13 protein-coding genes are annotated in these 15174 nt (G+C 65.2%); 3 read left to right on the plus strand and 10 right to left on the minus strand.

Annotation, left to right across the window (positions count from 1 at the left end):
- Positions 1-92: 92 nt before the first annotated feature.
- From XF30_RS15620 to XF30_RS15655, 8 genes are all read right to left on the minus strand, one after another.
- On the minus strand, positions 93-1160 hold the full coding sequence (locus XF30_RS15620) for a threonine aldolase family protein (protein ID WP_036027826.1): 1068 nt from the start codon (positions 1158-1160) through the stop codon (positions 93-95).
- A gap of 62 nt (positions 1161-1222) precedes the next feature.
- Entirely contained in the window at positions 1223-1438 is a 216-nt protein-coding gene (locus XF30_RS15625) for a hypothetical protein (protein ID WP_225132719.1), read from the minus strand.
- A 71-nt stretch (positions 1439-1509) separates the two neighbouring features.
- Positions 1510-2127 (minus strand): 30S ribosomal protein S4, encoded by a 618-nt coding sequence (gene rpsD, locus XF30_RS15630; protein WP_036012915.1) that lies wholly within the window; start codon positions 2125-2127, stop codon positions 1510-1512.
- A 220-nt stretch (positions 2128-2347) separates the two neighbouring features.
- Positions 2348-3115, minus strand: coding sequence for an acyltransferase (locus XF30_RS15635; RefSeq protein WP_036012914.1), 768 nt, complete (start codon positions 3113-3115; stop codon positions 2348-2350).
- Positions 3116-3337: 222 nt separating this feature from the next.
- Complete coding sequence (locus tag XF30_RS15640; protein WP_109143236.1) at positions 3338-4111, minus strand: HpcH/HpaI aldolase family protein; 774 nt, start codon at positions 4109-4111, stop codon at positions 3338-3340.
- Between the two features lie 61 nt (positions 4112-4172).
- Complete coding sequence (murI, locus tag XF30_RS15645; protein WP_036027824.1) at positions 4173-4970, minus strand: glutamate racemase; 798 nt, start codon at positions 4968-4970, stop codon at positions 4173-4175.
- 137 nt (positions 4971-5107) lie between these two features.
- The gene (locus tag XF30_RS15650) at positions 5108-5914 is read right to left on the minus strand and encodes a Crp/Fnr family transcriptional regulator (RefSeq protein WP_192893158.1); all 807 of its coding nucleotides are present in this window, start codon (positions 5912-5914) and stop codon (positions 5108-5110) included.
- A gap of 229 nt (positions 5915-6143) precedes the next feature.
- Entirely contained in the window at positions 6144-7223 is a 1080-nt protein-coding gene (locus XF30_RS15655) for a SecDF P1 head subdomain-containing protein (RefSeq protein WP_109143238.1), read from the minus strand.
- Positions 7224-7449: 226 nt separating this feature from the next.
- On the opposite strand from XF30_RS15655, the gene XF30_RS15660 reads away from it, so the two are divergent.
- Both XF30_RS15660 and XF30_RS15665 read left to right on the plus strand, forming a co-directional pair.
- Complete coding sequence (locus XF30_RS15660; RefSeq protein WP_109143239.1) at positions 7450-9357, plus strand: acyl-CoA synthetase; 1908 nt, start codon at positions 7450-7452, stop codon at positions 9355-9357.
- Between the two features lie 168 nt (positions 9358-9525).
- The gene (locus XF30_RS15665; RefSeq protein WP_225131932.1) at positions 9526-11352 is read left to right on the plus strand and encodes a caspase family protein; all 1827 of its coding nucleotides are present in this window, start codon (positions 9526-9528) and stop codon (positions 11350-11352) included.
- Between the two features lie 19 nt (positions 11353-11371).
- Here the strand turns inward: XF30_RS15665 and XF30_RS15670 are convergent, their stop codons facing one another.
- Together XF30_RS15670 and purB are read right to left on the minus strand one after the other, a co-directional pair.
- Entirely contained in the window at positions 11372-12544 is a 1173-nt protein-coding gene (locus XF30_RS15670; protein WP_036012899.1) for a M20 aminoacylase family protein, read from the minus strand.
- 167 nt (positions 12545-12711) lie between these two features.
- Entirely contained in the window at positions 12712-14019 is a 1308-nt protein-coding gene (gene purB / locus XF30_RS15675) for an adenylosuccinate lyase (protein ID WP_109143240.1), read from the minus strand.
- 563 nt (positions 14020-14582) lie between these two features.
- On the opposite strand from purB, the gene XF30_RS15680 reads away from it, so the two are divergent.
- A complete protein-coding gene (locus XF30_RS15680; protein ID WP_192893159.1) occupies positions 14583-15170 on the plus strand; it encodes a TetR/AcrR family transcriptional regulator in 588 nt (195 codons plus the stop codon).
- Positions 15171-15174 lie beyond the last annotated feature (4 nt).

Genomic DNA, 15174 nt, shown 5'->3' on the forward strand with positions numbered 1-15174 from the left:
GCCGGATGGAGCGAAGCGCAATCCGGGACGTCCTCACCGCGTGGATAGATCCCGGATTTCGCTGCGCTCCATCCGGGCTACGGGGCTGAGCTTTACGCCCCGCGCACGATCTCGCGCACGTACCCGATCGTCTCCTCGATCTGGCTCGCATTGACGTCCAGATGGGTGCAGGCGCGGATGCGGCCGTCCATCATCGCGAGCGTCACGCCGCGCTGACGGAGGGCCGAGACCATCTTGTCGCCGGGAATGCCGGCGCCGTCGGGCTTGAAGAACACGAGATTGGTCTCGGGCTCCTGCACCTCCATGCCCGAGATCTGCGACAGGCCGCGGGCGAGCGCGCGCGCATTGGCGTGGTCGTCGGCCAGGCGCTCGACGTGGTGGTCGAGAGCATAGATGCACGCTGCGGCGCAGATGCCGGCCTGCCGCATCGAGCCGCCGAGCCGCTGCTTCCACTGCCAGACCGCGTCGATGAAGGCGCGCGAGCCTGCGAGCACGCCGCCGATCGGTGCGCCCAGGCCCTTGGAGAAGTCGATCCAGGCCGAGTCCCAGCCCGCGGTCATGTCGCGTGGCGAGATGCCGCTCGCGACCGTGGCGTTGAGCAGGCGCGCGCCGTCCATATGGGTGACGAGGTCGTGCTGCCTGGCGATCGCGACGATCTCGTCGAGCACCGCCTTCTTCCAGATCGTGCCGCCGCCGATATTGGCGGTCTGCTCGACGCTGACGACGGTCTGCGGCGGCTGGTACCGCGTGCGCGGATGCAGCGCCTTGCGAAGAGTCTCCGGCGTGAACTGGCCATCGGGGCCCTTGAGCTGGGTGACCTGGAAACCGCCGATTGCGGCGTGCGCGCCGCCTTCGCGCGCGATGATATGCGCGGTCTCATGGGCGAGGATCTCGTCGCCGGGGCGGCAATGCACCAGCGTGGCGGTGACGTTGCACATCGTGCCCGAGGGCATGTAGACCGCAGCTTCCTTGCCGAGCAGATCGGCCACGCGCTCGCACAGCGCGTTCACGGTCGGATCGTCGCCGACCTGTTCGTCGCCGACTTCCGCCCGCGCCATCGCCTCCCGCATCCCTGCCGTCGGCTTGGTCTGCGTGTCCGAGAGCAGATTGATGCGCACCGGCGGCGCCTTGGGATCGACGGGGGGAGGGGTGTAGAGCATGGCGTGTCTCATCTCTAGTCGAACAATTGCGACGTATTGCGTGCGTGCCCCGATGACCTGTACTAGCCACGAGAACGTTGAGCGACGCGCTGTCGCGCGGCGAGGAGGATGTCGTCTGGCGTGTCTGCTGTGAAGATATTGCAATCGGGCAGAGCGAACAGCCCCTGATATCGGCAGATCTGCTCGGCGCGGGAGAGGGCCTCCCACGCGCGAAGCGCCGCTTCAGTCGGCGTTGCAGAAGGCAGAGTGTTGGCGAACTGGTCGGCCGCGCGAGACATCGATGACATGCTACCAAACAAAAAGGCCCCGGAGAACCGGAGCCTTTTGAATGTCGATCTGCCGAAACTTATCAGCGCGAATAGAATTCGACGACCAGATGCGGCTCCATCTGCACCGGGAACGGCACGTCGGAGAGGCCGGGGATGCGGGCGTACTTCGCGGTCATCTTGCCGTGGTCGACTTCGAGATAGTCGGGGACCTCGCGCTCGGGAAGCTGGCTGGCTTCGAGCACGTGGGCGAGCTGCTTGGAGGCTTCCTTGACCTCGACCACGTCGCCGACCTTGAGCTGATAGCTCGAAATGTTGACCTTGCGGCCGTTCACCTTGATGTGGCCGTGGTTGATGAACTGGCGTGCGGCGAAGATCGTGGAGACGAACTTGGCGCGGTACACGACCGCGTCGAGACGACGCTCCAGCAGGCCGATCAGGTTCTCGCCGGTGTCACCCTTGAGGCGGCTGGCCTCGACATAGATGCCGTGGAACTGGCGCTCGCTGATGTTGGCGTAATAGCCCTTCAGCTTCTGCTTGGCGCGCAGCTGCACGCCGAAGTCGGAGAGCTTGCCCTTGCGGCGCTGGCCATGCTGGCCGGGGCCGTATTCGCGGCGGTTGACGGGGCTCTTCGGGCGGCCCCAGATGTTCTGGCCCATACGGCGATCGATCTTGTACTTCGCCTCACTGCGCTTAGTCATCGCGTCCTCTTAGGTCATGGTTTGAGGAAACGCGCCCTCCTGTGTGACGGGATGATCCCGGCACCGACAGGTCCGATCCCCAAAGCTTAAGGGAGAGGACCACGGGTCGCGAAACGCTTCGCGGGCCGAAATCGCCCGCGAGCAGGCGGCTTTTAGGGGAGTTTGGGGTTGGCTGTCAATTCTTTAGCTTGTCAGTCCGGGGCGTGCGACGACGGTATTCTCACGTCCTGACCGCCCGGACCGGCTTTGACCCCGCCGCCCGCAATTCGGCAGCAATTTCAGTGTTGAGGACCTGTTCCAGCCGGGTCAGGACCCGCGCGATCGGGGCGGCGTCGGTGACGCGGTGGTCCCAGCGGATCACGACATGGATGGTCTGATCCGGCTCGACCAGCCCATAGCTCAGGACAAAGGGGCCCGGCGTGATCGGGTGGAGCTCGCCGCCGCCGTAGGCGGCGACCGAGCTTACCGCAAAGCTGCCGAACCAGTTACCGCGCTGACGGCCGAAATTCAGACCGATGGCCAAGGACAGGCGCCGCAATGGCAACGGCAGGCGGGTCGCCCGCATGATCTTGCGGTACATCGGAACATCCTCGATCGGGGCCGTCTTGCCGCGTCGGATTTCCGCATCGACTTCTGCCAGCGAAAGAGCCTCGGGACCCGCGATTCGCTGCAGCAGCACGCATTCCTCGCCATCCTCGACCCGCGCGATCGCGACCGTCGCCACGCTCTTTGGAAGCTCATACAGAGCCGGCCAGGGCCATTTGACGTAGAGGGTGCGCAGGATCGGCTCGTCCTTTGCAACCAGGGCGAAAGCCTTGACGAACATCGCGGCCCAGCCGGCGGGCGCGGCCGCGTCCGCGCGGGCCTCCAGCAGGGGGCGGATATTGAGCGAACGGGCCAATGAAACGAAAGGTACGCCCTTCGAGGCGTGCATGAGGTCGCAGATCACACGACGACGCAGCGAAATGGTCTTGGGCGTCCCGCGCATAGGCCTCCGGTTCCAAATCAAAAGATCAAAATATGTGCAACGAGCGGGGCCCGCCTGCTCGCTCTAGCACGAACCAACCCGCTTGGGGCCGGTCGGTTCGCCGCACCGAGCAGCGCCAAAGATGGACCCCCCTTTAGACCAAAAAATCATCCATTTTCAATGATTTATATCTCGATCAGGCGCTCTTGGTCGCGTCGGTCGGTCATGCGTCGATCGGCCCGATCAGCGCCTGACCCCCTCGTAGGCCGCCATGATGCCGCGCTGGAACAGCGACCAGTCGAAGCCCAGCGCAATCGCGCGGTAGCCGCGGTCGATCAGCGCATTGGCCTGATCGGCGGTGCGCGCCACCCCGCCGATCGGCACCCCGCTCTTGAGGATGCCCGCCTCGGCGCGCGCGATCAGGTCCAGCAATTGCGGATCGTCCATCTGGCCGCGCTTGTTGATGGAGGTGGCGAGATCGCCGGGACCGATGACCGCGACGTCGATACCGGGCGTTGCCATGATCTCGTCGATGCGATCGACCGCATCGACGTGCTCGATCGTGATCATACAGATCATCTCGTCGTCGGCAGAGGCCATGTAATCAGGCATCGACTGGCCCCAGCGGAACGGCGCGTGGAAGGGACCCCAGAGCCGATCGCCGCGCGGCGGGTAACGCACGCTGCGCACCGCTTTCTCGGCATCCGCGCGGCTCGTGATCATCGGGAAGTTGATGCCGAAGGCACCGATGTCCATCGGCGCTTTCGCCAGCCACGGCTCGTTGGCGGCGATCCGCACCAGAGGCGTGCACGGCGTGCCCGTGGTCGCGGCGATCATCGCGTGGGCTTCGGTCAATCCGATCGGGCCGTGCTCGAGATCGACGATGATCCAATCGAGCGAGCGCGCCATGATCTGCACCATCTGCACGCTCGGGATGGTCGCGATCGCACCGAAGGCGGGGCGACCCTCGCGCCAGAGCTGACGGAGACGGTTCAGCGGCTTTGCGGGGACCGACATGGAAAATCCTGCGGGACGATGGCGACGGCAAAGCCTAGCAGCGCGCCGCCAGTGCGCAAGCTCAGGCCACCGCGCGTCCGCCGAAGAACGGCGTCAGCGTGGCGCTGAGACCATGCACGCGGTTCGATGTAAAAATCATCTCGGCGCCGGACTGCGCGATGCCGCCGGTCGGCGGGCCGAGCAGGTCGGAGACGCGGCGGGCGATCGCGGGCGCTGGATCGATCCAGTCGACCGGCCAGGGCGCGAGCTTCTTCATCCGGTCGAGCAGAAGCGGGTAGTGCGTGCAGGCGAGCACCACAGTGTCGGTGCGCGCGCTCGCATCCGAGGCGTCGCCGACGAAGCAGGGAGCGAGCTCGGCGAGGATGGCTTCGTCGCTGATCGGGCTACCGCCGAGCGCGGCTTCGGCCAGCGAAGCGAGCTCGGGCGAGCCGACCAGCGTCACCTCGCATCCTTGTGCGAAATCGCGGATCAGCGCCTTGGTGTACTCGCGCTTCACCGTGCCCTTGGTGCCGAGCACCGAAACGCGGCGGGTCCTGGACTGCGCACAGGCCGGCTTGATCGCCGGCACCGTGCCGACGAAGGCTACGGAATAGGCGGCGCGCAAGTGAGACAGGACCAGGGTGGACGCCGTGTTGCAGGCGATGACGACGAGGTCTGGACTATGCCGGCCGATCAGCTCCCCCATCAGCGGCACGACGCGGGCGATGATCTCGTCCTCGCTGTGGTGGCCATAGGGGAAGAAGGCGTCGTCGGCGACGTAGACGTAATGCGCGTCGGGCCGCGCCGCCACGACCTCGCGGAGCACCGTGAGCCCGCCAAGGCCGGAATCGAACACCAGGATCGTCGGAGAATTGGTCACGTCGCCACCCTAGCCCGGCATGGTTACCATTCGGTTTTTAGGGCGATTTTGCGGCGATCCCGCAAAGACCCGGGGGGCGTCTCGTGTCACGGACGCGCTGCGTCGACATCCCCGGCGTCACATTGGCCGCGCGGCGCTCACGCGATCCTGTTGGTGGTGGTCCCGCGCTCGGTTGCCAGCTGCTTCTGCAGGCGATCGATGTTCTGCAACAGGCGCTGGCTGGTCAGCACCAGGAAGTAATAGCCGAATTGCGGATCCTGGAAGTAGATCTCGAGCAGCCGGTCATAGGTGATGGTCAGCACCTGGCCGTCCTCGATGCATTCGACCGTCCCCGTGCGCCGGTTGTCCGGCGTGAGGAAGCCGAGCTCGCCCATCAGCGCCCCGGGCCCGATCTCGACGTTGATCTCCTTGACCAGGAACTTGCCGGTGACGGTGAGGAACATTTCGTTGGCTGGGTCACGCATCTTGAAGAGGATGTCGCCGTGCCGGTATCTGCGCTCGGTCATGAATGGCTTGAGCCATTCGATCGACATGTCCCCTTCGGCCGCATGGCGCGCCTTCTTGACCAGCTTCAGCATCTGCCGCAGGCGCAGCGCGTTGATCGGAAGCATCAGGAGATAGAGCAGGAACGTCGCGACGTTGGCGGAGAGCGCGCCGAAGAGAGCGAAGAACGCGCAGCCGATCATGTTGGCGACGCGCAGCGGCACCATTGTCCGCATCAAGAGGGTGGCGACGAAGAAGACCGCCCCGACCACGGCGAACAGATTGGCGAGCGTGATGTTGTGGACGAAGATCTCCAGGAGCCGGTTGAAGATCGCCTCGTAGGTGACGCTGTCGGGATCGAGCCCCATCTGGACCAGGATTTTCGCGATCCTGAGGTTGTCCGTGGCCGCTTCGAGGATGCGGTCGAGGATCGACGAAACGTCTGCGCTGCCGGACGGCATGGTACTAACCCCACGTAAGGCATTCAGTCCTGGTCGGCACCCGTATAGCCGAAATCGAATGACGACCGCTTGAATGACGCTTCCGGCCATCGTGCCGCAAGGGGCAAATTTTAGCCTGATCGGGCGTTTCGGCAATTGCCCGTTGGTTGCGCGTCCGGCCGCGCAGGCCCGTGATTCGGGCCAGCCGTGCGGGCTTGAGCGTCGCTGACGGGCCCGAAGCGACCTTCGTTTACGGCTTGGCGGCGGGTTGCACGACCCGCTGCTCGACGAGGCCGAGCCGCCCCGGCAGAGAGCCGGCGCGCAGCAGCATGGCGACGCTGTTGGCCTCTTCCAGGGTGAAATTGCCGGAAATCTGGCCGGAGCCGCCGGTGATGGGCTCGCGGATCACGGGCGCGGAGATCACCTTGTCGTCGAGCACGATGGCAAAAGGCTTTCCGACATTCTCTGCCGTGATATGGGCGAAGCGCCGCGTGCCGCGGCCGTTGAAGCGGAACGATGCGATCGGCTCCTTGCTGTCGCCGGTCAATCCCGGGCCGGCATAGCTGATCTCGCCGCCCTCGAGGGCGCTGTCCTTGGCGACGAGATAAGGAAGCTTGTCCTTGAAGCCGAGCAGGACTTCCGTGCCCGCCGGCGGTGTGCCCGATTGCGCCTGCTCTGCGGACATCGAGAGGTCGATCAGGCGGAAGCCGACCTTGACCTTCCTGGCGAAGATCGCGGTGATTTGCTCGGGCTCCATCAATCCGGGCAGCAAGATGCGGATACGGTCCATTCCCTCGGGCTGGACGCTGGCGAGCTTGACGCCGGCGTCCTTGAGGCGCTGCTCGATCATGGCGATGGAATCTTCGACGAGATCGCGCAGCCGCGCGGCGGATGCGGCATCGGTCGGCGCGAGCCTGAGCAGCCCGTCGCCGGCGTCGGTGACGTTGAGCGCGTGTGTCGGCAACCCCTCCGCCGCCGCGACGAGCTTGCGCGTGAGCTGTTCGCGGCCTTTGCCGTCAGCGATCTTCACGTCGACGCCGCCGTCGCGGATCGCAAGTCCGGAGAACGCGATGCGGCCCTCGCGCAGGATCTTGTAAACGTCGTCGCGCAAATCCGTGACGACCGCCTCCCGCAAGGCATCGGTGTCGACCCCGTAGACGATCCGCGATCCGCCCAGCTTCTCTATCTTGTCGGCGATGAAGGCGGCAACCTTGACCCGCACCTTGTCGAGCTGGCTGTCGGCAAGCGCGGCGCCGGGCAGGGCGATCGCGGATACCATTGTGAACGCAGCGACCAGCCGTGCGATCCGGTTCCGCAGGGGCGTCGTCATGATGACCTCTTGTCTTGCGGCAGGGCGCTGGCGAGTGAAGTCAGCGGCAGTTCTTGGTCCCTCGATCAGGCGCAGAGGTTCAAGTGGCGCAGCCGGTAGGCAATGGACGAACGGCAAATCATCCATCATTCTGGTCCGGCTCGGCCGAACACGGCCGAGACCTCGTCGAACCAAACTGTCAAAAGATACGGCGGCGGGGACATGCATCTGAGGGAGGACGGAATTCATGGCGGGCATCCACGCGCTCGATCGGTTGATCGGCAACGACTATCCGGAACTGTTGACGGACGAGGAGGTCCGGGCGTTCGAGCAGGTCCCCTACGCCGACCGCGTCGCGGCCGAGAGCACCTATGACGCCATCAGGCTTGGTGCCGAGCGCAATCCCGACGGGGCGGCGATCCAGTTCCTGCAAAATGCCGATCCCGCCGACGCGCCGCTGGTCGTCACGCACCGCGATTTCATCGCGCGCGTCACCCAGGCGGCCAACATGTTTCACGCGCTCGGCGCCGAGAAGGGCGACGTCATCAGCTTCATGCTGCCCTTGGTGCCGGATGCGTTCGTCACTCTGTTCGGCGCCGAGGCCGCCGGCATCGCCAATCCCGTCAATCCGCTGCTCGAGCCGCACCAGCTCGCCGAAATCCTGGAAGCTGCGAACACCAAGATCCTGGTGGCGCTCGGGCCGATGCCGGGCACCGACATCTGGCAGAAGGTCGAGCAGATCCGCCCGCATCTGAAGCATCTGAAAGCCATCGTGCAGGTGTTCGGCGGCGGCGATCCGGCCAATGGCATCTTCGCCTTCAGCGACCTGATCAAGCAGCAGCCGTCGGATCGGCTGGTCAGCGGGCGCAAGATTCGCGGCAGCGACATCGCAGCCTATTTCCACACCGGCGGCACCACGGGTACGCCCAAGCTGGTGCGGCATACCCATGCCAACCAGGTCTATCAGGCCTGGGCACTCAATCTGCTGTTGAAGGGCAAGCCCGGCGCCAACCTGCTGTTCGGCATGCCGCTGTTTCACGTCGGTGGATCGCTGACTCAGGTGCTGACGACGCTGTCGGGCGGGGGCTCGCTGGTCGTGCTGTCGCCGAGCGGCTGGCGCAACCCGAATGCGGTGAAGAACATCTGGCAGCTCGTCGAGCGCTTCAAGCCCGAAGCGCTGTCGAGCGTGCCGACCGTGCTCGCCGCGACGCTCGCGGTGCCGCCGGGGAATGCGGATATCTCGAGCCTGAAATATGCGGCCGGCGGCGGCTCGGCGATTCCGGTCGCGGTCGGCTCGGCGATTCAGGAGACGCTGAAGCTGCCGGTGGTCGAGGTCTACGGCATGACCGAGACCTCGAGCGTGCACACGCTCGCTTATCCGGGCCGGCCGATCCGGCTCGGCTCGGTTGGCCTTCCCATGCCCTATGCGCGCGTGCGCATCGTGCAGCTCGACGCCGACGGCCGCCTGATCCGCGACTGCAAGCCGGACGAGATTGGTGTCGTCATCATGGCCGGGCCCGGCGTGTTCGGCGGCTATCTCAACGACGAGCACAACAAGGGTGCCTTCATCGACGGGGTCTGGGTCAATTCCGGCGATCTCGGGCGGCTCGATGCCGACGGCTATCTGTGGATCACCGGCCGCGCCAAGGATCTCGTGATCCGCGGCGGCCACAACATCGATCCGGCGCCGATCGAGGAGATCATGTTCCGCCATCCCGCCGTCGGCTTCGCCGCGGTGGTCGGCCAGCCCGACGCTTACGCCGGCGAACTGCCGGTGGGCTACGTGCAGTTGAAGCCGGGCGCAAAGGTCGAGCCGGGCGAGCTGGAGGCCTGGGTGCGCGAGCGCACGCCGGAGCGCGCCGCCGTACCGGTGCAGGTCATCCCGATCGATCCAATGCCGGTGACGGGCGTCGGTAAGGTGTTCAAGCCGCAGCTGCGCTGGGACGCGGCCGCGCGCGTGTTCACCAAGGTGCTGGCGCCGCTGGTCGAGCGCGGCATCGATTGCAAGGTGAAGGTCGGCCCGCACGGCAGCCACGGCTCGATCGCGACCGTGACGCTGACGGGCCTGCCGGCTGGGCAGCGCGAAGCGGTGGAGGGGGAGGTGCACGCACTGCTCGCACCCTTCGTGATGCGCCACGAGGTGGTGCAGGCGTAGGTCCGCGCCTGCGGGGCGAGGGCTGACTGCATTAGCTATAAGCCGCGATCGAGGAGTTTATGTGATGGGCCTCACATAGAAAAATTTGGCTTTCATCGACGCTCCGAATAGTCTCAGGGAATTGCATCCGAGGGGGCTGCAGTGATTCCGTTTCGGCTATTTGGTTTATTGATTTTTGCGACCTTACTGGCCTGCGGATCGGCACACGCCGATCGGCGGGTTGCGCTCGTCATCGGAAATTCCGCCTACAAGAGCGCGCCCAAGCTCACCAATCCCGCGAACGATGCCACGCTGATTGGCGGCATGTTCAAGAAGGCGGGCTTCGATTCCGTCGACGTCAGGCTGGATCTCAGTGCGAGCGAGATGAGGCGCATGTTGCGCGAGTTCGCCGGCAGGTCACGCGATGCGGACATGGCGGTGATCTACTATGCCGGCCACGGCATCGAGCTCGACGGCAACAATTATCTCATTCCGACCGACGCGACGCTGGAGACGGATGGCGACGTTCTCGACGAAACCATTCCTGTCGAGCGCGCATTGTTCGCGGTCGAGCCGGCCAAGCAGCTGCGCTTGATCATCCTCGATGCCTGCCGCGACAACCCCTTTGCGAAGACGATGAAGCGCACGCTGGCCTCGCGGGCGATCGGACGCGGCCTCGCTAAGGTCGAGCCAACCAGCCCGAACACGATGATTGCCTTCGCCGCGAAGGCCGGCTCGACTGCATCCGACGGCGATTCTCGCAACAGTCCGTTTGCTGCCGCGCTGGTCGAGCACCTGCCGAAGCCGGGCCTCGATCTGCGCAAGGCGTTCGGCTTCGTGCGCGACGACGTGCTCAAGACCACCGGCTACAAGCAAGAGCCCTATGTCTATGGCTCGCTCGGCGGCGACGACGTGCCGCTCGTAATGAAGCCGGCCGCAACCGGTCCGCAGGCAAACCCTCAGGACGCGGTTCGCAGGGACTACGAGCTCGCGCTCCAGCTTGCGACGCGCGATGCCTGGGAAGCCTTTTTGGCGACCTATCCGGACGGCTTTTATGCCAGCCTCGCCAAGGGACAGTTGAACAAGATCGGTGCCGAAGAGACGCGTCTGGCTGCCGAGCAAAAGGCCAAGGCGGCCGAGCAGGAAAAGGCAAGGCTGATCGCCGAGCGAGCTCAGAAAGCCGAGCAGGAGAAGGCGGCTGCTGCTGCGAAGGCCGCTGAAGAGGCGCGAATCGCTGCGGAGAAGCAAAAGCAGATTGAACAGGCCAGGGCGGAAGCGGCCGAGCAGCAGCGCAAAGCTGCCGAGGCGGCGGCCGCGAAAGCGCTGGCCGAGAAACAGGCGGCAGAGAGGGCCAAGGCCGAGCTGGCGGCCAAGCAGGCCGCCGAGAAAGCGGAGCAGGCCGCCAAGCCGGCCGCCGATCGGCAGATGCCCGAAGTCGAGAACCAGAAAGTGGCTGCGCTCTCGCCCGGACCCACATCCACATTATCGGCGGCCGAGCTTTCCAAATCGGTACAAAGCGAACTGCGCCGCGTCGGTTGCCTGACCTCGTCTGCGGAAAGCGAGTGGAGCTCGGCCGCGCAGCGCTCGCTGACGCTGTTCAACAAATATTCCGGCACCAAGTTCGACGTGAAGCTGGCCAGCGTCGACGCACTCGATGCTTTGAAGGCCAAGCCGGGACGGGTTTGTCCGCTGGTGTGCAATTTCGGATTCAAGGCCGACGGTGACCAATGCGTCAAGATCACCTGCCGGGCCGGTTATCGTGTCAACGACGATAACGAATGCGAAAAGGTGCAGGAGAAGAAGCCGGTTGCGACGCGCGAGAATTCCAGACCGCGAGACGATGAGCGGAAGGCAAGCGAGTCCGCGCCGTCAAAACCGCAGGCGACCGGTCAGGTCTTTTGCAACAGTGCAGGGTGCCGGCCGGTCCGGCAGGGTTGTCGGCTCGAGACGTGGGGCAATAGGACTGCCGGCCAAACGGCCGGCGGCGGCACCAGCATGGTCGAAGTCTGCAACTGAGCTGGTGATTGCCCGCCTGCTACCCCGCAGGCATTCGTGTTTCCACCAGCCGCGCCCAGAACGAGGCGCCGTGACCCAGAATGTTGTCGTTGAAGACGTAAGCCGGGTGGTGACACTCGTTGCCGTCGCCCATGCCGACCAGCACCATCGCGCCGGGGCGTGCTTCCAGCATGAACGAAAAGTCCTCGGCGCCCATCATCGGGACGAACTTGTCGTTGACGCGCTCAGTGCCGACGATGTCGCGCGCGACGTCGGCGGCGAGTGCGGCCTCGCGGGCATGGTTCATCGTCACCGGATACATCCGCGTGTATTTCGTTTCGGCCGAGCCACCATAGGCGCGGGCGATGCTGTCGGCGACTTCGCCGATGCGGCGTTCGACGAGATCGCGCACTTCGGGGTCGAGCGTGCGCACGGTGCCGGCGAGCTCGGCGACCTCCGGGATGATGTTGAAGGCGGTGCCGGAGTGGAATTGTGTGATCGAGATCACCGCCGATTTCAGCGGATCGACGTTGCGCGCCACGATCGATTGCAGCGCGTTCACGATTTGCGAGCCGATCAGCACGCTGTCGACAGATTTGTGCGGACCGGCGCCGGCGTGGCCACCCTTGCCGCGGACCGTGATCTGGATGTTGTCGGAGGAGGCGAGCATCGCACCCGGCGTGGTGGCGAAATGGCCCTCGGGCAGGTTCGGCATGTTGTGCATGCCGTAGACCTCCTGGATGTTCCAGCGCGTCATCAGTCCGTCCTCGACCATCGCCTTGCCGCCGCCGCCGCCTTCCTCGGCGGGCTGGAAGATCATCACGGCCGTGCCGTCGAAATTGCGCGTCTCAGCGAGATATTTGGCCGCGCCCAGCAGCATCGCGGTGTGGCCGTCATGGCCGCAGGCGTGCATCTTGCCGGGGACCTTTGAGGCATAAGACACGCCCGACGTCTCCATGATCGGCAGCGCGTCCATGTCCGCGCGCAGGCCGATCGTCTTGCCGGAGGCCGACTTGCGGCCGCGGATCACGCCGACCACGCCGGTGCGGCCGATGCCCGTCACCACCTCGTCGCAGCCGAATTCGCGCAAGCGATCGGCGACGATGCCGGCGGTGCGGTGGACTTCGTAGAGCAACTCGGGGTTCTCGTGGAAGTCATGGCGCCAGGCGGCCATTTCGTCGGAGAGGGCGGCGACGCGGTTGACGATGGGCATGAGGGAATCCGCTTTCTGGTTGTCGTTTGTAGGGTGGGTTAGCCCCGTGGATGCGCAAGCGCATCCACGGGGCTAACCCACCACGGTTTCCGTGGGAGCGAAAGAGGTGGGTTACGCCCAGCGGACTGCGCTTCGCGGAGGCCGCAAGGCTAACCCACCCTACGATCCTACGCTTCCCCGAACACGCGCCTGAAGATCGTGTCGACGTGCTTGAGGTGATAGCCGAGGTCGAACTGCTCCTCGATCTCGGCGTCGGTGAGATATGTCTTCACCTCACTGTCCTTCTTCAGCAGCTGAAGGAAGTCGCCTTCGCCGCGCCAGACCGGCATGGCGTTGCGCTGCACGAGCTTGTAGGCGTCCTCGCGGCTGGCGCCCTTCTGCGTCAGCGCCAGCAGCACGCGCTGCGAATGCACGAGGCCGCCGAGGCGGTCGAGGTTCTTTTGCATGTTGGCGGGATAGACCAGCAGCTTGTCGATCAGGCCGGCGAGGCGCACCAGCGCGAAGTCGAGCGTCACGGTGGCGTCCGGGCCCATCATGCGTTCGGCCGAGGAGTGCGAGATGTCGCGCTCGTGCCAGAGCACGACGTTCTCCAGTGCCGGCGTCACATAGGCGCGCACCATGCGGGAGAGGCCGGTGAGGTTCTCCGACAGCACCGGGTTACGCTTGTGCGGCATGGCGGAGGAGCCCTTTTGTCCCTCCGAGAAGAACTCTTCGGCCTCCAGCACCTCGGTGCGCTGCATGTGGCGGATCTCCACGGCGATGCGCTCGATCGAGGAGGCGATCACGCCGAGGGTCGAGAAATACATCGCGTGACGGTCGCGCGGGATCACCTGGGTCGAGATCGGCTCCGGCACGAGTCCCATGGCCTTGGCGACATGCTCTTCGACTCGCGGATCGATCTGCGCGAAGGTGCCGACGGCTCCGGAGATCGCGCAGGTCGCGACCTCCTTGCGCGCCGCGATCAGACGTTCCTTGGCACGCGTGAATTCGGCATAGGCATAAGCGAGCTTGAGGCCGAAGGTCACGGGCTCGGCATGGATGCCGTGGCTGCGGCCGATGGTCGGCGTCATCTTGTGCTCGAAGGCGCGCTTCTTCAGCGCGGCCAGCACCTTGTCGAGGTCGGCGAGCAGCAGGTCGGCGGCGCGGGTGAGCTGGACGTTGAGGCAGGTATCGAGCACGTCGGAGGAGGTCATGCCCTGGTGCACGAAGCGCGCCTCGGGGCCGACGATCTCGGCGAGGTGGGTGAGGAAGGCGATGACGTCGTGCTTGGTCTCGCGCTCGATCTCGTCGATGCGGGCGACGTCGAAGATGGCGTCCTTGGCCTTGGCCCAGACCGTCCGGGCGGCCTCCTTGGGGATGGTCCCGAGCTCGGCGAGGGCGTCCGCCGCATGCGCCTCGATCTCGAACCAGATCTTGAACCGGGTCTGCGGCTCCCAGATCGAGGCCATTTCCGGGCGGGTGTAGCGGGGGATCATGGGGCGGCTCCAGGAAGGTGGGCGGGCGGTCCCGAGAACGGCGGCGCCGGCCAAAATGCTTTTTACGCCGTGATGTAACAGAGCAGGCAGGGCGAAACAAACGGTCTGGGCCCCGGAAGAAGGGCATCGCCGACCTTTCCACCGGACCGGCCGGCCGGGATGGCGGCGCTCGGCCGCAGATATTAACTGTCAATCACGGATCATTGACTGACAGATATTGAAATCTGTCAGCGAGACGTGTATATCCGTTCTCGGACGCTCCGATTGGGCGTCCCGCGACAAGCCCCGGGGAGCCCGACATCCGAGCCACGCTCGGATCGGAGGGCGGATTGAAGAGCGGGGACCGCGGACGAATGGAGACTTAGACAATGACGACCGAAATCCTCAATTTCACCGGCGTGATTGGGCATTGGCTCAATTTGCTGGTGGCGCGCCAGATCGCGGCGCAGGCTGCAAAACTGCCGCATTAAGGCATAGGCTTTCCGAAACGACCGGCCAGGGCGCTTCGGAAGCAGCCCTACTGTCGGAGTAAACTGAGCCCTGAATGGGAACATGGTGCTGGCATGAATGAAGCCGTTGTCTTGACGCCGGAGCGGATCCTCGAAGTCACCGAGGACGTGCTCAGGCGTTACGGACTTGCCAAGGCCACCGTGGTCGACGTTGCCCGTGCGCTCGATGTGAGCCACGGCAGCGTCTACCGTCATTTCCCCAGCAAGGCCTCGCTCCGCGAGGCCGTTGCCAAGCGCTGGCTGGACCGCATCGACGCGCCGCTCCGCGCGATCGCGGAGGAGAAAGGGCCGGCTCCCGTGCGGCTCGACCGCTGGCTGCGGACGCTGTTTGCCGCCAAGCGTTCGCGCGTCCTCGACGACCCCGAGATGTTCGAGACCTATCTGACCTTGGCACGCGAGGCCTGTGCGGCGGTCAAGTGTCACAAGGACACCATGATCGACCAGATCGCGGCGATCCTGACCGATGGCGTCAGGAAGGGCGAATTTGCCGTAGGCGACGTCAAGGCGACCGCGCGCGCGATCTTCGATGCGACCGTCCGCTTCCACCATCCCGCCCATGCCGACGAGTGGAAGGACGCCGATCTCTCCGCGCGCGTCGATGCGACGCTGGCGCTGCTGCTGCGCGGGTTGAAGGCGGCCTGAGGCC

This window comes from Bradyrhizobium sp. SUTN9-2 (genome assembly GCF_003122645.1).
GTDB classification, from domain to species: Bacteria; Pseudomonadota; Alphaproteobacteria; order Rhizobiales; family Xanthobacteraceae; genus Bradyrhizobium; species Bradyrhizobium yuanmingense.